18 protein-coding genes and 2 tRNA genes are annotated in these 25293 nt (G+C 42.5%); 8 read left to right on the top strand and 12 right to left on the bottom strand.

The features are described from left to right. Window positions 1-84 precede the first annotated feature (84 nt). Window positions 85-630 (bottom strand): DUF3575 domain-containing protein, encoded by a 546-nt coding sequence (locus QX565_RS17850; protein ID WP_004305849.1) that lies wholly within the window; start codon window positions 628-630, stop codon window positions 85-87. A 241-nt stretch (window positions 631-871) separates the two neighbouring features. Beyond that, on the bottom strand, window positions 872-3625 hold the full coding sequence (locus QX565_RS17855) for an endo-acting ulvan lysase-like protein (RefSeq protein WP_149940222.1): 2754 nt from the start codon (window positions 3623-3625) through the stop codon (window positions 872-874). 162 nt (window positions 3626-3787) lie between these two features. Between QX565_RS17855 and nuoF the strand changes: the two genes are divergently transcribed. Genes nuoF through nuoE form a run of 3 tightly spaced genes read left to right on the top strand, consistent with a single transcriptional unit; the run spans window position 3788 to window position 7971 of the window. Next, window positions 3788-5695 (top strand): NADH-quinone oxidoreductase subunit NuoF, encoded by a 1908-nt coding sequence (gene nuoF, locus QX565_RS17860; protein ID WP_004325481.1) that lies wholly within the window; start codon window positions 3788-3790, stop codon window positions 5693-5695. A 13-nt stretch (window positions 5696-5708) separates the two neighbouring features. After that, a complete protein-coding gene (locus tag QX565_RS17865) occupies window positions 5709-7475 on the top strand; it encodes an NADH-dependent [FeFe] hydrogenase, group A6 (protein WP_004305843.1) in 1767 nt (588 codons plus the stop codon). Window positions 7476-7494: 19 nt separating this feature from the next. Beyond that, window positions 7495-7971 carry an NADH-quinone oxidoreductase subunit NuoE gene (nuoE, locus tag QX565_RS17870; RefSeq protein WP_004305841.1) on the top strand — a complete coding sequence of 159 codons (477 nt, stop codon included), beginning with the start codon at window positions 7495-7497 and terminating at the stop codon, window positions 7969-7971. A gap of 88 nt (window positions 7972-8059) precedes the next feature. On the opposite strand, the gene QX565_RS17875 is transcribed toward nuoE, so the two are convergent. Then, a tRNA-Ser gene (locus QX565_RS17875) sits at window positions 8060-8147 on the bottom strand. A 66-nt stretch (window positions 8148-8213) separates the two neighbouring features. After that, window positions 8214-8298 (bottom strand) — tRNA-Ser (locus QX565_RS17880). 176 nt (window positions 8299-8474) lie between these two features. On the opposite strand from QX565_RS17880, the gene QX565_RS17885 reads away from it, so the two are divergent. From QX565_RS17885 to QX565_RS17895, 3 genes are all read left to right on the top strand, one after another. Beyond that, the gene (locus tag QX565_RS17885; RefSeq protein ID WP_289293778.1) at window positions 8475-10976 is read left to right on the top strand and encodes an endonuclease MutS2; all 2502 of its coding nucleotides are present in this window, start codon (window positions 8475-8477) and stop codon (window positions 10974-10976) included. A gap of 87 nt (window positions 10977-11063) precedes the next feature. After that, window positions 11064-12116, top strand: a complete 1053-nt coding sequence (gene corA / locus QX565_RS17890; protein WP_289293779.1) for a magnesium/cobalt transporter CorA — start codon at window positions 11064-11066, stop codon at window positions 12114-12116. Between the two features lie 30 nt (window positions 12117-12146). Beyond that, window positions 12147-13355, top strand: a complete 1209-nt coding sequence (locus tag QX565_RS17895; protein ID WP_221648530.1) for an L-serine ammonia-lyase — start codon at window positions 12147-12149, stop codon at window positions 13353-13355. Between the two features lie 92 nt (window positions 13356-13447). Here QX565_RS17895 and QX565_RS17900 read toward each other — a convergent pair whose 3' ends face one another. The 6 genes from QX565_RS17900 to QX565_RS17925 all read right to left on the bottom strand — a co-directional run bounded on the left by QX565_RS17900 (window position 13448) and on the right by QX565_RS17925 (window position 19030). Further along, a complete protein-coding gene (locus QX565_RS17900) occupies window positions 13448-13942 on the bottom strand; it encodes a PepSY-like domain-containing protein (RefSeq protein WP_289293780.1) in 495 nt (164 codons plus the stop codon). A gap of 43 nt (window positions 13943-13985) precedes the next feature. Next, on the bottom strand, window positions 13986-14426 hold the full coding sequence (locus QX565_RS17905; RefSeq protein WP_289293781.1) for a PepSY-like domain-containing protein: 441 nt from the start codon (window positions 14424-14426) through the stop codon (window positions 13986-13988). 267 nt (window positions 14427-14693) lie between these two features. Next, a complete protein-coding gene (locus tag QX565_RS17910; RefSeq protein ID WP_221648532.1) occupies window positions 14694-15863 on the bottom strand; it encodes a heparin lyase I family protein in 1170 nt (389 codons plus the stop codon). A gap of 33 nt (window positions 15864-15896) precedes the next feature. Continuing rightward, the gene (locus tag QX565_RS17915; protein WP_289293782.1) at window positions 15897-17861 is read right to left on the bottom strand and encodes a sulfatase family protein; all 1965 of its coding nucleotides are present in this window, start codon (window positions 17859-17861) and stop codon (window positions 15897-15899) included. Between the two features lie 116 nt (window positions 17862-17977). Beyond that, a complete protein-coding gene (locus QX565_RS17920) occupies window positions 17978-18526 on the bottom strand; it encodes a DUF4738 domain-containing protein (protein ID WP_289293783.1) in 549 nt (182 codons plus the stop codon). Between the two features lie 81 nt (window positions 18527-18607). Continuing rightward, window positions 18608-19030 (bottom strand): DUF4890 domain-containing protein, encoded by a 423-nt coding sequence (locus QX565_RS17925; RefSeq protein WP_289293785.1) that lies wholly within the window; start codon window positions 19028-19030, stop codon window positions 18608-18610. 244 nt (window positions 19031-19274) lie between these two features. Here QX565_RS17925 and QX565_RS17930 point away from each other — a divergent pair, with 244 nt between their 5' ends. After that, window positions 19275-20741 (top strand): catalase, encoded by a 1467-nt coding sequence (locus QX565_RS17930; protein WP_221648535.1) that lies wholly within the window; start codon window positions 19275-19277, stop codon window positions 20739-20741. Window positions 20742-20883: 142 nt separating this feature from the next. On the opposite strand, the gene QX565_RS17935 is transcribed toward QX565_RS17930, so the two are convergent. Further along, the gene (locus QX565_RS17935; RefSeq protein WP_221648536.1) at window positions 20884-21570 is read right to left on the bottom strand and encodes a potassium channel family protein; all 687 of its coding nucleotides are present in this window, start codon (window positions 21568-21570) and stop codon (window positions 20884-20886) included. A gap of 121 nt (window positions 21571-21691) precedes the next feature. Next, on the bottom strand, window positions 21692-23527 hold the full coding sequence (locus tag QX565_RS17940) for a TrkH family potassium uptake protein (protein ID WP_289293788.1): 1836 nt from the start codon (window positions 23525-23527) through the stop codon (window positions 21692-21694). Between the two features lie 137 nt (window positions 23528-23664). Between QX565_RS17940 and QX565_RS17945 the strand changes: the two genes are divergently transcribed. After that, window positions 23665-25032, top strand: coding sequence for a TrpB-like pyridoxal phosphate-dependent enzyme (locus tag QX565_RS17945; protein ID WP_221648537.1), 1368 nt, complete (start codon window positions 23665-23667; stop codon window positions 25030-25032). The last annotated feature ends 261 nt before the right edge of the window (window positions 25033-25293 follow it).

A 25293-nucleotide genomic window follows, 5' to 3' on the forward strand; every position in this document is an offset into this window, starting at 1 on the left:
ACATCATCGCCACGAGAAGTATACCTGTTAATCTATCACGTTTCAAATTGATTTTCATTCTCTTTTCTGACTAGCTAATGTTCGTTATCGAATAATATAAACAAAGGATACCCCCAGTTTGACAGGTGCAATGGTAGTCTTACTATCGTTGACCGCACCCGGTTTCGGAGTACCCTTATCATACTTAAACTGACGGTAGCGCAACACACCTACTCCGGCAGTTGCTTCGATGTTCCAATGATCGCCCAGCACCCATGCGTATCCATAGGTCAAACCGGCGGCGTATGCATCGCCTTTGTGATGCACATCTTTTACCATCATATCAAAATTATTCACGAAAGCGGTGATTCCAAGAAAATGACTCACCATCGGACGATTTAGCCAGTAACGAACTTCAGGCTGAAAATGCGTGAAAGTCGTTTTAAAGTTGTCTGTACTGATTGGGTTCGCAGCAATCCCCATGTTCAAGGAGACATGACTACCCAATACAAATTCTGCTTCTACATTCGGACTGGCGGTCAGCCAACCCAATGCATTTGTCTTTACAGCCACCCGTTGTGCGTGCACATGTACACCACAACATAATAACAGAAATGATAACGCAGCTATTACCCTGCGACCATTTCTCATCACATATACCATCATTTATTTCCCACTAAATATTTCCCACTAAATATTTACCCACAAAAAAAGGGCTTACTGTCCATTTTATATACTACTTGGACAGAAAGCCACAAAATTAGAAAAAATATAGTATTAAAAACGTTTAAACACTCTTTTTTTGTTTTTTATTGCAACAATTTCCATCTTAGGCCATAATATACCATACTACGGATAAGATATACAATTTTTCTTTATTACCAATGAAACATCAGATACGCAACAACATAGGCTCCGACGAAGCATCGGATTTTATCTTCTTATCGCCGATAACAACCGTACAGGGAGCAGAAGAAATAATATACCATTTCCCTTCTTTCTTTTCGAGCAATACATTAGCGGCATTGTCGGTCTGAATCATTACCCCGGGTGCAACCAATTGGGTTCCATTCCCTAAAAACAACGTCCGGTTTCCTGCATATTCATTGCTGATAACAGCATAATCCGCTTTCACTTTCATTCCTTGATAAGTAGCGGTTTGTGCAGCATCGGATAGAGAGAAGATATGATCTATACGTCCGTTTTTGCTTTTCACACAGATTCCGGCAAAATCTTCTAAACCTACTCCTTCCACATCAAAATAAGAGACGGACTGAATAGTAGACGGTTCCTTTTTCGTACTCGGTTCATATATCGAAACAAAAGGACGATTCCAAGCTTCTCCATGCTGACGGGCAACAAATGTCAGCGTCGGCTGCTCCTTTATATTATAGGGCATATTCGGTGTACGGCTTAGCCCTTCGGTCATTGGCGCCAAAGCCGTAAAGACTTCACGATCCGGTTCGCCTTTCATCCAAAGATTCATGTATATATCATCGCCGTCCTTATCTTTCATATCTATGGTGAAAGTTGCCTTGACATCCTTAGCGGTTGCAGCCACTTTCTTATCATATAAATAGGAATAAGCGTAAAGATGTGCGCCTGCAAAGGCGAGTTCTTCCGTAGGCTGGAGATTCAGGTCGCTGCCATCTGCTGCCGTCAATGTCAAAGTCTGCCCAAGGTTGTGATAGAAGTAATCGTGCATCTTATCGCCTCCTTTCTCTTTCCGGCTGCGGAATACATCGACATAATACCCCGTCTCCGCCCCAGTAGTGACAATACTCATCATACGGGTCTGATCCGCCCTGCTTTCCGGTTCACGGAAATAAAGGTTACTGTAAGTAACGGACGTAAATGCTTTGCCCGGTTCCGCTGATGCCGGGAAACAGGAAAGCAAATCAAAAGAATGGTTACTTTTCATCACCGGATAGCTCGATATTCCATCCACACAAACTGTATTATGACTGGGGAATTGAGAATAATATTCCGCATAATCCAGTCCGCTGTACAAGAAAAGCCCGATACCTGCATCCGGACCCAATACGTATCCTTTTCCGTAAAGTTCCATCGAAATGCCGTTAGCGTGCATGTGATTACCTTCACTGCCATTCAACGAAATCATCAAACTGTTGCGCGGATGCATACCGTTGCGCTGTACCAGCCATGATACATTGGGGGCATAAAACAAAGGAGAAACATAATCTTCTATCTTTCCCGGCTGCACTTTGGGATTTAGCGCCAGCGGTTTATCTTCAAAGAAGGAATTGACAGATACACGCACATTCTTCTTTTCTGTTTTATCATTTCCCAAATCCGGGTTCAGGCATTTCAATAAAGCCGTGAAATAGTTTTCCTGTTCTTTCTTCCCGTTCGCCTGTGCATTCTGTATCATACGGATAAAGAAATTCGTACTCAAATATCCCGGATGCGTATCTCCAAAGCCACAAATCATACGGTTGGGAAACAGATATTGGGGAGTGGTTGCTACCGCTTTCGACAATACAGGCATTGCTTTCACCAAATCATATTGCAGATTCGTATCAAACTGATTCACGAAATTGGCATAATCATTGATTACCACACTGCTATATCCCGGACATTCTGCCCAAATTCCCGTATTTATATCGAAACCATAATCTGCCAATTGCGTCAGACTCCACTGGCGGATGCTGGAACGGTTCATCACATAGTCGATATAATATTCACGTCCTTTTCCGTCGGCATATTCCTTATTGTCTTCCAATACCAATCCGACATTCATAATAAACCGTGCCTGTAGCAAATTCCAGTTGTTATGAGGTACACCGTTCGCAATGATATTATCCGCCCATTTCTTAAAAGCTCCGGCGTAGATTTCCATTTTATCCGGGTAATTGGCCTTTAGATAATTATATAGAAAATCGTATAAAGGGACAGCGATATGGAGTGCGTCTTCATGGATGACTTCGAAAGAAGTCAATCCTACCAATGTTTGCTGATGGCCGTGATTCAGGTCGATGGGCACGTTTCTATAATAAATACCTGTCATATATGTATCAAAGACCCCTGCGGCAAGTTTAGCGAATTTCTCTTCATCCGTCATCCAATAAAGGAAAGCGGCATCACGGGCAATTCCCAGGATTTCGCAGTTCAGGCTTTCAATATTCCGGCCTGTTTTGGATGGGTGTACACTCTCCATAGGACGGTCAGGAAGTGCATTATTGCAGAAAGTGACATTCCCGTCCTCATCATCATAAGGAACGACATCCGCCAATTTGGGACGGCCGTGGGTAGCAGCTGTGCCACGGGTTCCCGTGTAGCGCACAGTGGGATAAGGAGCTCTTTCACCACCTGCATGGTCGAACGTTTCACCTTTCACATATACTTCCGTGGCATGAGACTTCCAGTACATTGCCAAACGAGACAGCAACCACGCCGGTTCAGCATCCGTCAGGTTCGTATATACTTCCGTCCGTTCCTTCAATTTATTGAAAACATCTTTCGCCCATTCTTCTTTTTTAATCAGCTTCCATGTTTCCTGCTTTCCCGCCGGAGTAGTCAGTACCCGCGGATGTGCCTGCGGCATCTTTTCCGGCAAAGGAATCTCTTGTCCGGATGCAATGTTCAGAAAAGATAGAAAACATAGTCCAAGTAAAATTCGTCTCATATTTCAGTTATATTTTTTAGGTTTGATACCTATTAAATACGAAGATAGAGATTTATTTACCTAAATCCTCCGTCGAAGATCAATTTTATTTGTACGAGACTACGCTGTTATTTCAAACAAAGAATTATATTTGCAAAAAACCGACTAACAATTCTGATACTTATGAAAATTTTATCTATCCATGATTTGGCAACAATCAGGAAGAGAGCAGAGCACAATCTTTCATTGCGCGAAGAAAGTAATGAAAAGGTGACTGAAAAGTGTTACGGACTGGCATCCGGTGCGCAACATCTTCAGATTCTGATCTGCGGTGGTACAGGCTGTAAGGCATCTTCCAGCCAAGGTATTACAGACAATCTTCTAAAAGCCATCAAAAAGAACGAAATCACCGATAAAGTAGAAGTCATCACCGTAGGCTGTTTCGGCTTCTGTGAAAAAGGTCCTATCGTGAAAATTATCCCCGATAATACCTTTTACACCCAAGTCACTCCCGAAGATGCGGAAGAAATCATCAACGAGCATATCATCGGAGGACGAAGAATCGAACGGTTGCTGTATGTAGATCCTAAAACGGAACATACCGTCAGCGACTCCAAGCACATGGATTTCTACCGGAAACAACTCCGCATCGCATTGCGTAACTGTGGTTTTATCGACCCCGAAAATATTGAAGAATATATCGCCCGTGAAGGATACTTTGCATTGGCCGATTGTCTGCTTAACAAACAGCCGACGGACGTTATTGATATTATCAAACGTTCGGGACTTCGCGGACGTGGCGGTGGCGGTTTCCCGACGGGACTGAAATGGGAATTTGCCAACAAACAACAGTCAGATGTCAAATACGTGGTTTGTAACGCCGACGAAGGAGATCCCGGTGCATTCATGGACCGTTCCATTATGGAGGGCGACCCACATTCGATTGTAGAAGCGATGTGTGTCTGCGGTTATTCCATTGGTTCCACCAAAGGATTAGTATATATCCGTGCCGAATATCCGTTAGCTATCAACCGACTGAAAACAGCTATCAATCAGGCACGCGAATACGGATTACTAGGAGATCATATCTTAGGAACAGATTTCAGTTTCGACATAGAAATACGATACGGAGCCGGAGCTTTTGTCTGCGGAGAAGAAACTGCCCTTATTCATTCGATGGAAGGAAAACGGGGAGAGCCGACTCTGAAACCTCCCTTCCCTGCCGAATCCGGTTATCTGGGAAAACCAACCAATGTAAATAATGTGGAAACGCTTGCCAATATTCCCATTATTCTAACCAAAGGAGCCGACTGGTTTGCAACGATTGGCACAGAACGTTCCAAAGGAACCAAAGTGTTTGCTCTTGCCGGAAAGATTAATAATGTCGGACTGATCGAAGTGCCGATGGGAACTACTCTTCGGGAAGTAATCTACGAAATCGGAGGAGGCATCAAAGGCGGAAAGAAGTTCAAAGCTGTACAAACAGGAGGACCGTCAGGCGGCTGTCTGACAGAAAAACATCTGGACACTCCCATTGACTTTGACAACCTTCTCTCGGCCGGTTCCATGATGGGTTCAGGAGGGATGATTGTCATGGATGAGGACGACTGCATGGTATCCGTAGCCCGCTTTTATCTGGATTTTACAGTGGAAGAGTCCTGCGGGAAATGCACACCTTGCCGCATTGGAAACAAACGTCTGTTGGAACTACTGAACAAGATTACAGAAGGAAAAGGCACAGAAAAAGACCTGGACACACTTGCCACTTTGGGACAAGTCATCAAAGATACGGCCCTCTGCGGACTGGGACAAACCTCTCCGAATCCCGTTTTATCCACATTGGATAACTTCTACGATGAATATATGGAGCACGTGCGGGATAAGACTTGTCGCGCCAAGCAATGTAAATCACTATTAACATATACCATCAGTCCGGAACGTTGCATTGGTTGTCATCTATGCGCCAAAAACTGTCCGGCGGATGCTATCAGCGGACTGGTGCGTAAGCCACATGTCATTGCTCCCGATAAATGTATCAAATGCGGCATGTGTATGGCACGCTGCAAATTCAACGCTATTCTTGTCTGCTAAAATCTTATTTACTATGGAAGAAAAACAAATTACTCTCCAGATAGACGGTCATTTCATCACTGTGCCCGAGGGAAGCACTATTCTTGAAGCCGCTATCAAAATCGGTATCAATATACCTACGCTGTGTCATATCGACCTGAAAGGAACCTGTATAAAAAATAATCCGGCTTCCTGCCGTATTTGTGTGGTTGAAGTGATGGGACGGCGCAATCTGGCTCCTGCCTGCGCTACCCGTTGCACAGAAGGAATGGTAGTAAAAACCAGTACGCTACGTGTGATGAACGCACGCAAAGTGGTAGCCGAACTTATCCTGTCGGATCATCCCAACGACTGTCTCACCTGCCCCAAATGTGGCAATTGTGAACTTCAGACATTAGCGCTACGCTTTAATATCCGCGAAATGCCTTTCAATGGAGGCGAGCTCTCTCCCCGCAAGCGGGAAATCACTGCCTCCATCGTGCGCAACATGGATAAATGTATTTTCTGTCGCCGCTGTGAAAGTGTCTGTAACGATGTTCAGACAGTCGGTGCGCTCGGTGCCATCCGTCGCGGATTCAACACGACGATAGCCCCTGCCTTTGACCGGATGATGACGGAAAGCGAATGTACCTATTGCGGACAATGCGTAGCTGTCTGTCCGGTAGGTGCACTGACCGAACGCGATTATACGAACCGCCTGCTCGACGACTTAGCTAACCCGGATAAAGTGGTGATTGTGCAAACAGCCCCTGCCGTACGTGCTGCCCTAGGCGAAGAATTCGGTTTTCCTCCCGGCACACTGGTAACCGGAAAAATGGTTTATGCACTGCGTGAACTGGGATTCGACTATGTATTCGATACTGACTTTGCCGCCGACCTCACCATCATGGAAGAAGGATCGGAAATACTAAACCGTCTGACGCGCTATCTCAACGGAGATAAATCCGTACGATTACCTATCCTGACTTCCTGCTGTCCGGCATGGGTCAACTTCTTCGAACATCATTTCCCGGACATGCTGGACATTCCGTCCACCGCCCGCTCCCCACAACAGATGTTCGGTTCCATTGCCAAATCCTATTGGGCGGAGAAAATGGGCATACCCAGAGAAAAACTGGTTGTCGTATCTATCATGCCTTGTCTGGCTAAAAAGTACGAATGTGCACGTGATGAATTCAAAGTGAACGGTATCCCCGATGTGGATTATTCTATCTCTACCCGTGAACTGGCACGACTAATTAAACGTGCCAATATCGGGTTCCCTCTCGTACTGGACAGCCCATTCGACAACCCGATGGGTGAATCGACAGGTGCCGGTGTCATTTTCGGAACAACAGGTGGTGTAATGGAAGCCGCCCTCCGTTCTGTCTATGAAATCTATACCGGAGAACCTTTGAAAAATGTAAATTTCGAACAGGTACGCGGACTAAATGGCGTCCGTCGTGCTACCATTAACCTAAACGGATTTGAATTAAAAGTAGGCATCGCACACGGACTAGGCAACGCTCGTCATCTACTGGAAGATATACGGAACGGACATAACGAATATCATGTAATCGAAATTATGGCTTGCCCCGGAGGCTGTATCGGTGGCGGCGGGCAGCCTTTGCATCACGGCAACTCGGAAATACTCTATGCACGCGCCAACGCACTTTACCGTGAAGACGCCAACAAACCTTTGCGCAAATCGCACGAGAATCCGTATATCAAGACATTATACGAGGATTATCTCGGCAAACCGCTAGGTGAGAAATCGGAAACTCTCCTGCATACACATTATTTCAACAAAGCGATTGATTAACTTTTAAATGAAGAGTATTATGTCAGATATCAAACTAGCCTGTGACATGGCAGAGCAAATCAAAACGATCTGCGACAAGCATGGAAACAAACCGGGCGAACTTATCAATATTTTGCATGAGGCACAGCATTTGCAAGGGTATCTACCCGAGGAAACGCAACGGATTATCGCTTCCAAACTTGGAATTCCCGTATCGAAAGTGTATGGTGTCGTCACTTTCTATACTTTCTTTACCATGACTCCCAAAGGAAAACATCCCATCTCTGTTTGCATGGGTACAGCTTGTTATGTACGTGGTTCAGAAAAACTGCTGGAAGAGTTCAAACGTGTATTAGGTATCGAAGTCGGTGACACTACCCCGGACGGAAAGTTCTCATTAGACTGTCTGCGTTGTGTAGGCGCCTGCGGACTGGCTCCGGTAGTGATGATCGGCGAGAAGGTATATGGTCGATTACAACCGGTAGATGTAAAGAAGATTATTGAAGAATTGGAATAACCGAATTCCCGAAAACAATATAAAACAAACGGCTGCCTTGATAAGTCAAAACAGCCGTTCATTAATATTAAAATGTAAAAAAATGATGCGGAGAGAACGAGATTCGAACTCGTGATACCCTTTAGGGGTATACACGCTTTCCAGGCGTGCCTCTTCAACCACTCGAGCACCTCTCCTTACAATTACCAACTAGAGAAAAAACTCTCCATAAAAACAGAAAGCAGCAAAAAGCTGCTTTCTAGCGGAGAGACAGGGATTCGAACCCCGGGTACCTCGCAGTACAACGGTTTTCAAGACCGCCGCAATCGACCACTCTGCCACCTCTCCAAAACTTCTTTATCAGAAGTGCTTTCCTTTGAAAGCGGTGCAAAGGTACGTATCTTTTTTAAATCTGCAAGCATTCTAATGATTTTTTCATGAAATAATCGTATTTTTGCTTCGTAATTCAAATTACAGGGAGTAATCTCAATCGTAAATTGTAAATAGCTAAATCGTAAATATCAATGATATATCCTCAAAATTTTGAGCAAAAGATAGGATTTGACCAAATCAGACAACTATTGAAAGAAAAATGTCTCAGCACATTGGGCGAGGAACGTGTAACAGATATGAACTTCTCCGATCAGCATGAAAAGGTAGAGGAACGACTAAATCAAGTTACAGAGTTTGTCCGCATCATACAGGAAGAAGACAGTTTCCCCGACCAGTTCTTTTTCGACGTACGCCCGTCACTGAAACGTGTACGAATAGAAGGAATGTACCTGGACGAGCAGGAATTATTTGATTTAAGACGTTCGTTAGAAACGATTCGCGACATCGTACGATTCCTTCAACGCAATGAAGAGGATGAAGAAAGTGATTGTCCCTACCCCAGCCTGAAACGATTGGCGGGAGATATTGCTGTATTTCCCCAGCTAATAGGAAAGATTGACGGTATACTAAACAAATACGGAAAGATAAAGGACAATGCTTCAACGGAACTGGCACGTATTCGTCGTGAACTTGCAAGTACGATGGGAAGCATCTCACGCTCACTAAACAGCATTTTACGCAGTGCTCAATCCGAAGGCTATGTAGACAAAGATGTAGCACCCACCATGCGTGATGGTCGCCTCGTAATCCCCGTTGCACCAGGATTGAAGAGAAAAATAAAAGGTATTGTACACGATGAGTCTGCCAGTGGAAAGACGGTCTTTATAGAACCAGCGGAGGTAGTAGAAGCCAACAATCGCATTCGTGAACTGGAGGGAGATGAACGACGGGAAATTATCCGTATTCTGACAGAGTTCTCCAATATGTTGCGTCCTTCTATCCCGGAAATACTACAATCTTATGAGTTTCTGGCAGAAATTGACTTTATACGGGCAAAAAGTTATTTCGCCATACAGACCAATGCGCTGAAACCTTCTCTTGAGAATGAGCAATTACTGGACTGGACCATGGCTATACACCCATTGTTACAACTGTCCCTCGCCAAGCATGGCAAAAAGGTAGTGCCCCTCGACATCGAATTGAATCAGCAACAACGTATTCTCATTATCTCCGGTCCTAATGCCGGTGGAAAGTCCGTCTGTCTCAAAACAGTAGGACTACTGCAATACATGTTGCAATGCGGAATGCTCATCCCTATGCATGAACGCAGCCATGCAGGAATATTCAGCAGCATATTCATTGACATCGGTGACGAACAATCTATTGAAGACGACCTGAGTACTTATTCGTCCCATCTGACCAACATGAAGATGATGATGAAGAATTGCAATGAACGCAGCCTTATTCTTATCGACGAATTCGGAGGTGGAACAGAACCACAGATAGGTGGAGCTATTGCCGAAGCTGTATTGAAACGCTTTAATCAGAAAAAGACATTCGGAGTTATCACTACGCATTATCAGAATCTAAAACACTTTGCAGAAGATAATGAAGGAGTAGTGAATGGTGCCATGCTTTACGACCGCCATCTCATGCAGGCTCTTTTTCAACTACAAATAGGTAATCCGGGGAGTTCATTTGCTGTAGAAATAGCAAGAAAAATCGGACTACCTGAGGATGTCATTGCTGATGCTTCAGAAATCGTAGGCAGCGAATATATTAACGCAGACAAATATCTTCAGGACATTGTCCGTGACAAACGTTATTGGGAAGGTAAACGCCAGACTATCCGCCAGCGTGAAAAACATATGGAGGAAACAATCGCCCGTTATCAGACCGAAATGGAGGAATTGCAGAAATCCCGTAAGGAAATTATCCGCCAGGCAAAAGAAGAAGCCGAACGATTGCTGCAAGAATCAAATGCAAAAATAGAGAATACCATACGTACCATCAAGGAGGCACAGGCAGAAAAAGAAAAGACCCGCCTTGTACGCCAGGAACTAAATGACTTCCGCGCTTCTGTAAACGAACTTGCTTCCAAAGAACAGGAAGATAAGATTGCCCGGAAAATGGAAAAGCTGAAAGAAAAGCAGAATCGAAAAAAGAGCAAGCAAAAAGCTACTCCGGAAGAAAAAGCACAATCCCAACTGGTTCCCAAAGTGATACCTATCACCATAGGTGACAATGTCAAGTTAAAAGGACAAACCAGCGTTGGTGAAGTACTGGAAATAAATGGTAAAAATGCAGTAGTAGGCTTTGGTAGTATCAAAACAACCGTTAAACTGGAAAGACTGGAACGCGCCAATGCCACGGTACAGAAACAGGAGCCGGCAAAGAGTACTTTTGTCAGTAGTCAGACACACGATCAGATGTATGAGAAAAAATTAAATTTCAAACAAGACATTGATGTACGTGGGATGCGTGGAGACGAGGCTTTGCAGGCTGTCACTTACTTTGTAGACGATGCCATACTGGTAGGTATGAGTCGCATACGTATTCTTCATGGTACAGGTACAGGTATTCTTCGTTCTCTTATCCGCCAGTATTTAGATACCGTACCAGGTGTACGCCACTTTGCCGATGAACATGTACAGTTTGGAGGTGCCGGGATTACAGTTGTAGATTTGGCATAAAAGCGAACTAAAGTATTAAACAACTTGTTCTCATATAGAAAATCATTACCTTTGTTGTAATGGTTTTCTAAAACTAAAAAATAAAGCATGAAGAACAACCTGTTAAGCGAGAAATTAATTTATACGGGTGAGAGCCAGACGCCTACCCATCTGCACCTTTGTACATACAATGCCAATGAAATGCAGGAAGTTTCAGGAGCAGACTTTCATGAAATCAGCAGTTCTCTGAATAGTGAACGTATCAACTGGCTTCAGGTACATGGTATGAAGAATACTGAAACTGTTCGTGAAATATGCGAACATTTCGAAATAAACTTTCTCGTGTTACAAGATATACTGAATGCCAATCATCCTACTAAAATAGAAGAACACGATAATTACATCGTACTAATTTTAAAGCTCTTCTATCCTGCACCCAAAAAGAACGAGGAAGATTTGGATGAACTGGAGCAGCAACAAATCTGCATTATTTTGGGTACCAATTACATACTTACCTTCCTTGAAAGAGAAACTGATTTTTTTGATGATGTAAGTACTGCCCTACGCAATGACGTACTCAAAATACGAGGCAGACAAAGCGATTATCTGCTCAGTGTACTTTTGAATAGTGTTATAGGCAATTACACCTCAATGGTATCCGACATAGATGATGCCCTTGAAGACCTCGAAGAAGAATTACTGACCATCAGCGACGGAAATGACATTGGTGTACAAATTCAGTCCCTGCGCCGTCAGTATATGCTGATGAAAAAATCAATACTCCCCTTAAAAGAGCAGTACATAAAACTACTGCGGGGAGAGAGCACTCTGATGCACAAGGTGAACCGTGCCTTCTTCAATGATGTAAACGACCATTTACAATTTGTACTGCAAACCATTGAAATATGCAGAGAAACCCTTTCATCTTTGGTAGACCTCTATATTTCCAACAATGATTTGAAGATGAATGACATCATGAAACGGCTAACAATCGTTTCTACAATCTTTATACCATTAACCTTTCTGGTAGGCGTATGGGGTATGAATTTCAAAGTGATGCCCGAACTGGACTGGCGATACGGATACTGTTTCGCCTGGGGATTAATGGCAGTTATAGGTATCATCGTATATGCTTTCTTCCGGAAAAAAAGATGGTACTGAAAGAGTTGAAAATAAGCACATTTATTATATATGAAATCTATTAAAGAGTTATACCGTATCGGTACGGGGCCTTCGAGTAGCCACACAATGGGGCCACGCAAAGCTGCCGAAATGTTTGTGGTACGCCATCCGGATGCTGCCAAGTTTAAAGTAACCCTCTATGGAAGTCTTGCCGCCACAGGAAAAGGACACATGACAGACGTTGCCATCATTGATACGCTGGAACCTACAGCCCCCGTAGAAATTATATGGCAACCTAAAGTATTCCTCCCTTTCCACCCCAATGGGATGACTTTTGCTGCATTCGATGTCAATGATAAATTAACAGAAAACTGGACCGTATATAGTGTTGGTGGCGGAGCTTTGGCAGAGAACAACGATACTCCTTCTATCGAAAGCCCGGATGTATACGGCATGAACAGCATGACAGAGATTCTGGAATGGTGTGAATGCAATGGCAGAAGCTATTGGGAATATGTCAAAGAATGCGAAGACTCTGATATTTGGGATTACCTGAATGAAGTCTGGAAAACAATGATAGATTCCATTCACCGTGGATTGGAAGAGGAAGGTGTATTACCCGGTCCACTGAATCTGAGAAGAAAAGCCTCAACCTATTATATCCGTGCTACAGGATACAAACAATCCTTGCAATCCCGTGGACTGGTATTTGCATACGCATTGGCTGTCAGCGAAGAAAATGCTTCCGGAGGGAAAATAGTCACGGCTCCTACTTGTGGCTCTTGTGGAGTAGTACCTGCCGTACTTTATCATCTGTACAAAAGCCGCGATTTCAGTGATATTCGTATCCTTCGTGCATTGGCAACAGCCGGATTAGTGGGAAATATTGTCAAATTCAATGCTTCTATCTCAGGAGCGGAAGTAGGTTGTCAAGGGGAAGTAGGTGTAGCATGTGCAATGGCCTCAGCTGCATCCAATCAGTTATTCGGGGGAAGCCCGGCACAAATAGAGTACGCAGCCGAAATGGGATTAGAACATCATTTGGGCATGACTTGTGATCCCGTATGCGGATTGGTACAAATTCCCTGTATTGAACGTAATGCATATGCTGCAGCACGTGCGCTGGATGCAAATCTATATTCTTCATTTACAGACGGAATGCATCGTGTCTCCTTCGATAAAGTTGTACAGGTGATGAAACAAACAGGACATGACCTACCTTCTCTGTATAAAGAAACAAGCGAAGGAGGACTGGCAAAAGATTACAAGCAAATGTGAAGAGAAGGGAAAGGGGAGAATTGAGAAGGGAGAAGTAGGCTGCGCTATTATGCTGCATAGTACTTCTCCCTTCTCAATTCTCCCTTCTCTCCTTAAATGTCCGGCCAGTGGGTATTATCCGTATCAGAGATGTCTTTTTCACGAAGGAGGCCTCCATATTCTGAATAATATAAAGCCCGTTCCTGCCCTCCTCGCTGTACTTCTAAAACAAACTCTTCGGGCTTTTGCGGGAAAGTCAGTTTCGTCAAATCATCAATAACCCAATTGGCGTAGTTACCTTCCTGGAAAGCAGTACTGACAGCTGTTGGCAGATTCTCGAAAAAGATATCCATTTCTGTCATAATCCAATTGGCATTGGCATCAAACCACACATCGAGTTCGTCATTTCCTACCCAGCAATCCGCCACATAATAAACACCTTTCTGCTCCCATTCTATGTTTTTCACACCGGGATAAAGCTGGTTCAATGCATTTATGATAGCCTGATTGGGGGGTAGATAAGTATCATCATCGTCACTACAAGAGTTAAAGGAAAATAAGGCTGTCATCAACATGACAGCCCAAATACTAAATTTTATTTTTATCATAGTTAAAGTCCTTCGGGGTTAGATTATTATCAGTAATCAGTGGTCAATAATCTGCTTTACGAAATTTACCTTTCTTATCGAACTTAAAAGATACATCAGTATTCAATTCTACCTCGTATCCTTTACGATCACGTTCTACTTTGGTAACAAACTCATTGGTAAAATTATTCATCTTCAGATAATCATTCACAAAAGAGGGAATAATTGTTGCAGGTACCTTCTTTTTTCCGGCATCTACTTCAGTCCAGTTGCCTTTAGAATCAAAATCTATTTCTGTGCCATCTGTCAGTTGTACCTCGTATTTCTTCGACATTATTTCACTATCAATCTTAATGTGCGAAACCTGAGGACTGGCAAAGTGCTGATTAATGAAATTACGTGCCGCAAGTGGCAACTGGTTAATGTCTTTAGTAATGACATCACCTGCAAAAGCAAATTGAACAGCTACAACCGCCATCACAAGAAGAGACAAAATCTTTTTCATAATCGTTATTTTTTTAATGTTAGTAATATAGTTTTCTATCATTTGATAATGCAAATAACGATAGAGATTCTGGAAAGATTTGGGAATAATGGAATACAACTATTGTTTTTTAATTCTTTAACGTATGATTCCTGAAAACAGAAATGAAGGTATAGCAAAAGTTAATTGTCCTATCATTAAAATGCAGATTAACACAGGGGTCACAAAATTTAAATTAAATCTGCGACCCTCTGTGTTAATCTGCACTCCAAAAGTATAATACTTGTATCAATTCTCTGAATAACCGGCAAGATTATAGCACACAGGGATAGTACTATTTCCTACACGATAAATTCCAAATTTAAAGTAATACCCATCCTCATCATTACGGCCAATGAGAATTTCTTCATTATCTACAATATGACGATTTACCAGTTTCCCTTTTTCCGTATAACTCATCTGTACATCCAGCATACCGGGTTTTACAATTGTCTCGGCTTCTTTACCATATACAGTCCAGTCAATATGTATGCGGAATGTGATCCAGCAATCTTTAGGGAACTCTGCAAACGGCATTTTATAGGCAATAGTAGATGCTTTATATTTGGAAGTGACAGGCTTCATGATCTGAGATTTCTCAGCGCTGGCATTACAACGATCCGTTTTATCAGTAAGCCATTTACGGTCAGAATTTGCTTTTATATAAAAATATCCTCCGGAAAATCCAAAAGCAAGTGGAGGGTAACCACCTTGTTCTACCAACCAACCATTGGCCTTACCTGCTTTATAGATAACGTTACCATCTTTATCCTTTTTCGGATTACCTTGTTTGTCAAGTACCGGCACCTTATCATGTGCTGCATTTTTCTTAAAGATCATCCGGTCATACAGTTCCAAAAACTCCTCTGTAGTGAGCTTCTTCACTTCTCCGTCAGGAGTAGAAACCAAAGTACGATCCGGCATTCCGTGCCATTGGGCAAAGATAGTAGATACATCCCCATTCAATGTGGAAGGAATATAAACAGAGAACTCATAATCACGTGAAGCACCTTGCGGACATATACCTTTTCCATGATGATAAACGGTTTTGGTCTTCTGCGCATTTTCATAAACGCTTGCAGGCTGTCCTTTAAAATCAGCGGATGTAGCATAACAATAAGAAAACTCCGCACGGCCCTTAGTCTCACCTTTGGCATATCCTTCCAAGGTGTTGTCCTCTGTTTTAAGCTCAAAACGATAAGAAGGCTTTCCATTAAAAGGAATGGTATAATCCCGTTGAATGGAATGTGGTTTGTCTGTACCAACAGCTACCCAACAACCATCAATAACCTGATTGATACGTGCTGAGTCAGCCTGTACATTCACACGTTCCGTCAAAGGAATCAGCTTTGCATTTTGAGCAGTAAGCATCGCTGTGCTTACAGCCAGCAGAGAAAAAGAAAAAACAATTTTGTTCATATATTATTTACTTATTGAAAATTTACATTCTTATCAATTGGGAAGTGGCACCATCGGTCTGCGACCGTGATTCAGTTGTAATCCCATTTCGTATGCTTCCGGACCATGCAAATCCTTTATATCCATCTCTCCCAGATTCACAAGGATACCACGTGCCATCAATCCGGCATCTTCATTTGCCTTACGAGGAAGTTTTTCAGCTTTCTCTTTCAGATCGGCCAAATGTACCCGTACCGCAGGTTGCATCGCCTTATCCAAAGACAGGCATTCCAACAATGAATATCCTATCTTTCTATCCGCTTCATTCTGCGGATAATTCAGACGTTTTACCCCTTTCTCTGTCTCACCCAGATAAGAAACAGCATAGGCAGCCTCACAAGCTATATAAGCATCTTTATCATCCAATAGTGCAAGTAACGCGGACGGACAAGTTTTCAACTCTCCCTTTATGCCTAACTGAGCCAAGCCTACGGTAGCCCAATAACGCATTTCGGGATATGCACTGGTCAGTGCTTTTTCAAATACCGACACATCAGCAGCAGTTGCTACACCTGCCAATTCCACCAAAGCATATAAGTCATTCAACGGATATTTCTCCTTACGCACTTTATCATACAAGACTACATTCTCACGGGAAGTAGGAATAAAGAATCCCAAATCCTTTGTCTCACGAATATGATCGGACATTCCCTTACGAAAACGAAGCAGTACCTCCTGATATTCTGGTTTAGCAGCCAGATCATTCAATTCAAACGGATCATTATCCAAATCGAATAACATCTCTGCCGGATGATGTTCAAACGTCTGCTTCCAGTCGGGATTTGTATTATGACCACCCATCACCCATTTATCCCAGGCTTTATTGGAAGGCATGCCCCACTGATAGTAATTACGTAATGCAAACTGGCGGTAAGGTATATAACTGCGGATATACTTATAACGTCCGTCCATAGCTGCACGTACCGGCATAAAATGATGCAACTGATTGGCAGCCAATGCAAACTGCATCGTAGTCTTCTCCTTAGAAGCATATTTTCCCATCAGTGCTTTCCCCTGCATATGCTTAGGAGGCTTCACACCTGCCAGACTCAGGACAGTAGGGCCTAAGTCCACAAAACTAATCAGTGTACTATCTTTTGTTCCCGCTGTTGCCGGAGCCAGATGTTTCCATTTCTCGGGGAAATAAGTAACCAATGGCACCCGCAAACCTGTCTCATATAAGTATCCCTTACCACGAGGTAGACAACCACCATGATCACTGAATACAAAGATGATGGTATTATCTTCCAAACCGTGTTCCTTGAGATCCTTGAGGAAAAAGCCTACCCATGTATCCACATCCTGAGCAGCCTCCAAATGTCCGGCATAATCAGAACGTACTTCCGGAAGATCGGGCACATGAGGCGGGAGGATCAGTTTATCAGGGTAAATACCTTCCTTTGTATAATCACGACGCCCATCCATATGAAATGTACGTACACGCCCCATATGAGAGGTAACCGTATTGTATACTGCAAAGAAAGGTTGGTCTTTTTCACGTTTAGGACTGTTGTAAGAAGCTGTTTTTGCACATTCATCCCAACAGATCTTATTATCTGTAGTCGAGTTATAATGTGTCTTGCTATTGTTCGTACAATAATAACCGGCATCCCTCAACCATTGTGGGAAGAAGATATTCTCCGGAGTATCATAGGGTACCGGGTGAACATCCATACCATATGTACTGGAATAACATCCGGTAATAAGCGAAGAACGTGCCGCCGAACTTTGTGGTGCCACCGACCATGCATTCATAAACTGTATTCCTTTGGAAGCCAGTCCATCCACATTGGGCGTATGTACTTGCGTATTTCCATAACAGCCAAACTCATAAGAGCTCGTGTCTTCAAAAGTAAGCCAAAGAATATTGGGCCGTTCTTTTTGCTTATCGGCCGCTTTGGTCTGAGCAGCAGTCAGCAGCAAAGCTGCAGAGCATAAATAAAGTTGTGTGTTCATCATATTTATAAAATTTATTGACTCCGCTAAAATACAAAAGGTAACCACAGGGCTACCTTTCAATTGTTTTAAAAATTATCATATTTGTGTAAATATGCTGTCAAAACATATCAGAGAGTTTAAATACTGTCTTCTTCATATATTTCCTCCAGCGACTCCTCCTTTTCCATTGTCATCTTACCATCGGCAGTAATCGTTATAGAGATAGGCACATACAAATCTGTCTGCGGATAACACACACTGGCTGCATAAACAATCCCTTGCGGGGTAGTCTTATTATACACCATCCCCTCAAGAATAGATTTCGACAAGAAATCATCACTCACAATAGAAGAAAAATTCTTCTTTGTAAAAGTCATATTAAAGACTTGCTCACTGCCACGGGTCAAACGAAGCTGAATCTTATTGTCAACAAAAGTATTTCCCATCTCATTCTTCACAAGCGGCAGGTCTTCATCAGGAGTACGAGAAATAAAAGAGTGGTAATCCTTCCCTTTAAACTTAATATCCACTTCGGCTTTCGATACCTGCATACGCTGCAATCCCCGGTTATCTACACTATCCTGCATAAGGATCAATGAACCTTCATCCGTTTTTTTACTTCCACCACTACAAGCTGTTAGTACTGCCAGCAGTGGTAGAATAAACAAATTTATGAATCTCTTCATCTTTAATCCGTTCTTTTAATTTAGACGACAAAGGAACAAAAAGAGCCGGATATACACAAGAATTCAAGGTTGAAAGTTAGGCTACTTTTTCTGTCTGCGTCCATCCTTCATCCGCTGTTCACGCTCAGCCTGCTTCTTGGTATAAGAAGCATATTGATCTTTAGTCATAATCTTTTGCAGCTCTGCATTGTAAACCTCACTGTTAGCTTTCATCTCTGCACGCATCTTTTCACGTTCTTCTTTCGTCATTTCGGGTGCTTTCTTTCCATCTCTCTGCGGACGCATCGAAGCACGATCTCCCATCTTCTCACACTGTGCCAGATTTACTTCAAATAATTGTTTCTTCTGCGTATCGTTCAAAGAGTACTCTTTAACCATACGTTCTGTCATTTGTTCCGCACGTTCTTTCGGAGTCATTTTCTTATGTTCGCCCCGTTGTCCCTGTGCCATCACTACACTACCCATCAGAAAGAGGGTAACCATTAAAAATACTATTCTTTTCATACTAACATCTGCTTTTAAGTTGATTAATTATCAGTTTCTTTGTTGCAACTGAATATACGACTCATTGAAACCCAATAAGTTTAGCCTGTCCCCTTTTTTTTTAACAATTTATAAACGATTCTTCTGCTTCTTTACATACCTTATCGTTTTTTTCTATCTTTCTATAGAAAATATCTGTTTGACAAGTGAGCAAATTCCCCCTATCTTTGTTATATATTTATAAACTCTCACAAACTACACATTTATGGAAGAAAAGAAACTTACAGCTGCCAACGGCCGTCCTGTTGCCGACAATCAGAATTCACAGACAGTAGGACCTCGTGGTCCTATCACCTTGCAAGATCCATGGTTAATTGAAAAACTCGCTCATTTTGACCGGGAGGTAATCCCTGAAAGACGTATGCATGCCAAAGGTTCCGGAGCTTACGGAACATTTACTGTAACGCATGACATTACAAAGTATACCCGTGCAGCCATATTCAGCGAAGTGGGAAAGAAAACAGAGTGTTTCGTCCGCTTCTCTACCGTAGCCGGTGAACGCGGAGCTGCTGATGCAGAACGTGATATTCGTGGTTTTGCCATGAAATTTTATACAGAAGAAGGTAACTGGGATCTGGTAGGAAATAATACACCTGTATTCTTCCTGCGCGATCCGTTGAAGTTTCCCGACCTTAACCATGCCATTAAACGAGATCCGAAAACAAACATGCGTAGCCCTAACAGTAATTGGGATTTCTGGACTCTGTTGCCCGAAGCATTGCATCAGGTAACCATCACTATGAGCCCACGTGGTATTCCTTATTCCTACCGTCATATGCATGGATTCGGCAGCCATACCTATAGTTTCTATAACGCCGCAAACGAACGTACCTGGGTAAAATTCCATCTGCGTACCCTGCAAGGTATCAAAAATCTGACTGACCAGGAAGCTGAAGCCATTGTTGCTAAAGACCGCGAATCGCACCAACGCGATTTATTCGAAAGTATTGAAAAAGGTGATTATCCAAAATGGCTGTTCCAGATTCAAGTGATGACGGAAGAAGAAGCAGACAATTACCGCATCAACCCATTTGACCTGACTAAAGTATGGCCACACAAAGACTTCCCACTACAGGACGTAGGTATTCTTGAACTGAATCGTAATCCTGAGAACTATTTTGCGGAAGTAGAGCAAGCTGCCTTCAATCCGATAAACATTGTAGAAGGTATTGGATTCTCTCCCGACAAAATGCTACAAGGCCGTTTGTTCTCCTACGGAGATGCACAGCGTTACCGTCTGGGCGTTAATTCGGAGCAGATACCGGTTAATAAACCTCGCTGCCCGTTCCATGCCTACCATCGCGATGGTTCTATGCGTGTAGATGGTAATTATGGCGCTACCAAAGGATATGAACCCAACAGCTATGGCGAATGGAAAGATTCTCCCGAAAAGAAAGAACCACCTTTGAAAGTTCATGGTGATATCTATAATTATAATGAACGGGAGTATGATGACGATTATTACAGCCAGCCGGGTGATCTTTTCCGACTAATGCCGGCAGACGAACAACAACTGCTGTTTGAAAACACAGCGCGTGCCATGGGAGACTCTGAACTCTTCATTAAACAACGCCACGTACGTAATTGCTATAAAGCAGACCCGGCTTATGGAACAGGCGTTGCCAAAGCACTGGGTATTGATCTGGAAGAAGCACTGAAAGCTAACAGATAAGTAGTAATTCATTCCAAACATACATTCCTTGCTATTTTCTGAAAACGAAAATAACAAGGAATGCTTTTTAGAATAAAATAAAATCAAAGTCCGAACTTTATAACGTTTTCTACAAGGAAACTACATATCAGACAATGCATTATTATAACGCCTTCCAGAACTTTTGGAAATCTCTGTATTTACCGTAACACACCAGTTCATCTCCTTCCTGTATCTTATCATTTTCAGGAAGTTCGTTGACTATACTGCGTTCCGTCAGTGAAATACCCAGGCAATTCTCTATCCGATTTGCCCGTTTCAACCCTATCAGCTTTAAACGAAATTCTTCATCCAGATTTAGTTCATTCACAAAATACCCGATAAATTTCTCTGGTACAGAAAACTTCACCACATAATATTCTGAATCTACCCGGAATGCTTCCATGTTAGTTCCAAAATCCAGTAATTGTACCAGACTACGCGCTGCATCTTCTTCCGGAGTCAGTATCCTTTCCAGATTAAAAGCTTCCAATACCGAACGGTGTACCGTATCAATAGCGCGTGCATAGATATGCTGTACCTTTTTCTGCTTCAGCAACGCTACTACGCGAATGGAAGCACCGAAATTCTCTCCGATTGCCACTATCACAATATCCACACTATTGAGCGGAAGTACTGCTAACGATAACTCATCTGTTGCATCAATTACAAAAGCAGTAGCCACCTTATCTTTAATACTATCTACCCTGCTTTCACTAATATCTGCACCTATCACTTCATGTCCTAACGCAGAAAGTTCTTCTGCCAATACATGCCCATAATTTCCCAGACCAATAATAATGTATTTCATACTAATATTTTTTTAATGTGCCGATTGAATAATGTGCCAATTGAATAATATGTCAATGTGCCATGCGGCATTACAGCGCAGCCAATTGACACATTGGCATATTGGCACATTGACATATTATTCAATTTATTATTATGTTATCATTCGGATAACGATATTTCGTATTTTTCTTTTGTCTCACAATGCCCAACATTAGTGTTATCAATCCTACGCGACCTACAAACATCAGTAAAGCCACCAATAACTTACTCTCATCCCGAAGTAAGGGTGTGGCATTCAGACTCGATCCTACTGTACTCAATGCCGATACACACTCAAACGTTAGTGTCATAATCGACATTTCAGGTTCCAATATGCTCAATATAAATACAAACAGGAACAATACTCCAAGAGACATAACTACCGTTGCATTAGAACGACGGATTGAATCATGTGAAAGCTGACGCCCAAAAACTTCTACACGATCTGTACCACGCAGCACTGCCATAAGATTCATCACTACAACGGCAAAAGCATTGACTTTGACTCCACCTGCCGTAGATTGTGCTGCACCACCTATCCACATCAGCAAAATATAAATCAATATGCTCTGTATACTCAGGCTTGTCAGATCCACACTACTGAACCCTGCCGTTCGCGGACAGGTGGCATTGAAAAATGCTTGTGTCCATTTATCCGCTACAGACATACCGGCAAAAGAACCATTCCATTCAAAGGCGGCAATGGCGAGTGTACCCAATACGAGAAGCAGGAAAGTCATAATCAATACAATTTTCGTATTCAGATTATAAAGATGCTGTACTCTGTGTTTATCCAGTTTAAGTGTACGCACAAACTTCCAGAAACGGTGCAAATGATAAAGCACAATATCTTTAAAATTCACCAGGATAGGAAACCCAATACCACCCAAAATAATCAATAAAGAAACGGATATATAAAGAGAATTATGCCCGGTCATTACCATCGGATTACCCAAGTTACCCGGTAAAGTGGAGAAACCGGCATTACAAAATGCCGATATAGAATGAAAAGCCGAGAAAGCCAGTTCTTCCTGCAGATCCATCCCCAATGTACCATGAATACCCAGCCAGATGGATAACATTCCCATACCCTCTATCACTAACGTAAAGCCCAATATATACAACAGTGTGGACAGTAATGAACCCAATGAATTAGAACTTACCATGTCACGTACCACCAACTGATTATACAACGAAGTATTCCCCATGAAAAACATGGCAAAGAAACTGGTTAATGTCATCACCCCCAATCCACCGACCTGTATCAGCAGAATAATCACAGTAAGCCCCAAAGGTGTAAAAGTTGCAGATACGTCTACCGGTACAAGACCTGTCACACACACTGCACTCGTCGAAGTAAACAGCGCATCCACCCACGAAATAGATATTCCCTCTACCGTACAACGGGGCAGTAATAACAATCCCGTACCTATCAGTATAATCACCAGAAAACTCACCGCCAGAATTAATGAGGGATTCGTCCTGCGTCCTAACAGCCGTACCAGACCATTAGACAGATTCAGAAAAGAAAAAAGTAATAAAAGGGTTACATGATAAAACTTACTGTTCAGGAATTCCCAAAAATGAAGAATCGCACCACTCTCCTCCGGTTGATGGAAGATAACGGGAATGAGTGTCAGATAAAGTAATCCGCTTAACACCCACGCCAGTTTACGATAATTCTTTTTTGTATCTCTGTATTCCAACAGAAAGTGCAAGGTCACATCTATCAAAAAGATAATCCAGACAGCCTTATATAATATTTTAAGATGCTCCACATCCACACTCGAAAGTGGAAACCCATGTTCATAAACAACTCCTACTATCAATAGTAATGAGGCTACATAAGTAAAAGCAGCTATTAGCCTGAGCAAAACACGAACATAAGGCTGTAGTAACTTATTCTGATACAACAATATTTTATGGTAAATCTTCATGATAAATAATGTGTCAATGTGTGATGGTGCAAACTTAATTAAAATAACAACAAATTCGATTCTTTGTTGACTATTTAATCGTTGTATTAAAAATTATGCCTATTTTTGGCAATCAAAATATTAAAATTTGCAATATCATGAGTAACAAGACAAAGAGGTACCTGCTACCCGAAGAAGAAATTCCACACTATTGGTACAATATTCAGGCTGACATGGCAAACAAGCCGATGCCTCCTTTACACCCCGGTACAAAACAACCTTTAAAGGCAGAAGACCTTTTCCCTATATTTGCAGAAGAACTTTCACGTCAGGAGTTGAATCAGACTGATGCTTGGATCGAGATTCCGGAAGAGGTACGCGAAATGTATAAATACTACCGCAGTACTCCGCTGGTACGTGCTTACGGACTGGAAAAAGCTTTGGGAACTCCGGCACATATCTATTTTAAAAATGAGAGTGTCAGCCCAATGGGCTCACACAAATTAAATTCTGCCATTCCTCAAGCTTACTATTGCAAACAGGAAGGAGTAACCAATGTAACCACGGAGACAGGTGCAGGACAATGGGGAGCCTCTCTTGCTTATGCCGCCCGACTTTTCGGACTGGAAGCTGCCGTTTATCAGGTGAAAATCAGTTATGAACAGAAGCCCTATCGTCGTAGTATCATGCAAACCTTCGGGGCACAGGTCACTCCCTCTCCTTCTATGTCTACCCGTGCCGGAAAAGATATACTAACTGCCCATCCCAATTATCAGGGTTCATTGGGTACAGCCATTTCCGAAGCTATAGAACTTGCCCGTACCACTCCGAACTGTAAATATACCCTCGGCTCTGTACTTAGCCACGTTACACTTCATCAAACAATTATCGGATTGGAAGCCGAAAAACAGATGGAAATGGCAGGAGAATATCCCGATATGGTGATTGCTTGCTTTGGAGGCGGTTCAAACTTTGGAGGTATTGCTTTTCCTTTCATGCGTCATAATATTCTTAATGGTAAGAAAACCCGTTTCATTGCAGCCGAACCGGCTTCCTGTCCCAAGCTGACACGTGGTAAATTTCAGTATGACTTTGGAGACGAAGCCGGATACACCCCGTTGCTTCCTATGTTTACATTGGGACATAACTTCGCTCCTGCCAATATTCATGCCGGTGGCCTTCGTTATCATGGCGCAGGCGTTATTGTTTCTCAATTGTTGAAAGACGGACTGATGGAAGCGGTAGACATCAAACAGCTCGAATCTTTTGAAGCCGGTTGCTTATTTGCACAAGTCGAAGGCATTATTCCTGCTCCGGAATCTTGTCACGCCATCGCTGCTGCTATTCGTGAAGCAAACAAATGCAAAGAGACAGGCGAAGAGAAAGTAATTCTGTTCAATCTTTCCGGTCACGGACTCATTGATATGCCCTCTTACGATAAGTTCCTGGCAGGAGACTTGGTGAATTACTCACTTAGCGATGAAGATATTCAAAAGAACCTGGATGAAATAGGAAGTCTGGCATAAGATTCTTTGTACTTGACAATCATTGCTTTAAGATTAGTTGCGAAAAGAACAATCACAGACATTCACACAAAGTGAAATTCAGTATAGAGTACAGAACGTTTTCGAATCATAAACCAATGATAATCAAAGACTAGCAAGCTCTATTTTTAAGAAATATAAGATTTGACTTAATACAGATTTACTTTACACCGTTTTAACATTATAAAAATTCATATGGCAAGTAAAGTATTTCCTCGTTGTAGGTATAGTTTAGATTTTAAA

This window comes from Bacteroides sp. 41_26, assembly GCF_949740115.1.
In the GTDB taxonomy this organism is placed as follows: Bacteria; Bacteroidota; Bacteroidia; order Bacteroidales; family Bacteroidaceae; genus Bacteroides; species Bacteroides nordii.

What these genes read in the sequence shown, in the direction of transcription:
- QX565_RS17855 (WP_149940222.1), bottom strand. Translation starts at nt 3,625, where the DNA reads ATGAGACGAATTTTACTTGGACTATGTTTTCTATCTTTTCTGAACATT.
- QX565_RS17925 (WP_289293785.1), bottom strand. Translation starts at nt 19,030, where the DNA reads ATGAAAAGAATAGTATTTTTAATGGTTACCCTCTTTCTGATGGGTAGT.
- QX565_RS17865 (WP_004305843.1), top strand. Translation starts at nt 5,709, where the DNA reads ATGGAAGAAAAACAAATTACTCTCCAGATAGACGGTCATTTCATCACT.
- QX565_RS17885 (WP_289293778.1), top strand. Translation starts at nt 8,475, where the DNA reads ATGATATATCCTCAAAATTTTGAGCAAAAGATAGGATTTGACCAAATC.
- QX565_RS17920 (WP_289293783.1), bottom strand. Translation starts at nt 18,526, where the DNA reads ATGAAGAGATTCATAAATTTGTTTATTCTACCACTGCTGGCAGTACTA.
- QX565_RS17895 (WP_221648530.1), top strand. Translation starts at nt 12,147, where the DNA reads ATGAAATCTATTAAAGAGTTATACCGTATCGGTACGGGGCCTTCGAGT.
- QX565_RS17850 (WP_004305849.1), bottom strand. Translation starts at nt 630, where the DNA reads ATGAGAAATGGTCGCAGGGTAATAGCTGCGTTATCATTTCTGTTATTA.
- nuoE (WP_004305841.1), top strand. Translation starts at nt 7,495, where the DNA reads ATGTCAGATATCAAACTAGCCTGTGACATGGCAGAGCAAATCAAAACG.
- QX565_RS17940 (WP_289293788.1), bottom strand. Translation starts at nt 23,527, where the DNA reads ATGAAGATTTACCATAAAATATTGTTGTATCAGAATAAGTTACTACAG.
- corA (WP_289293779.1), top strand. Translation starts at nt 11,064, where the DNA reads ATGAAGAACAACCTGTTAAGCGAGAAATTAATTTATACGGGTGAGAGC.
- QX565_RS17905 (WP_289293781.1), bottom strand. Translation starts at nt 14,426, where the DNA reads ATGAAAAAGATTTTGTCTCTTCTTGTGATGGCGGTTGTAGCTGTTCAA.
- QX565_RS17910 (WP_221648532.1), bottom strand. Translation starts at nt 15,863, where the DNA reads ATGAACAAAATTGTTTTTTCTTTTTCTCTGCTGGCTGTAAGCACAGCG.
- QX565_RS17900 (WP_289293780.1), bottom strand. Translation starts at nt 13,942, where the DNA reads ATGATAAAAATAAAATTTAGTATTTGGGCTGTCATGTTGATGACAGCC.
- QX565_RS17915 (WP_289293782.1), bottom strand. Translation starts at nt 17,861, where the DNA reads ATGATGAACACACAACTTTATTTATGCTCTGCAGCTTTGCTGCTGACT.
- nuoF (WP_004325481.1), top strand. Translation starts at nt 3,788, where the DNA reads ATGAAAATTTTATCTATCCATGATTTGGCAACAATCAGGAAGAGAGCA.
- QX565_RS17945 (WP_221648537.1), top strand. Translation starts at nt 23,665, where the DNA reads ATGAGTAACAAGACAAAGAGGTACCTGCTACCCGAAGAAGAAATTCCA.
- QX565_RS17935 (WP_221648536.1), bottom strand. Translation starts at nt 21,570, where the DNA reads ATGAAATACATTATTATTGGTCTGGGAAATTATGGGCATGTATTGGCA.
- QX565_RS17930 (WP_221648535.1), top strand. Translation starts at nt 19,275, where the DNA reads ATGGAAGAAAAGAAACTTACAGCTGCCAACGGCCGTCCTGTTGCCGAC.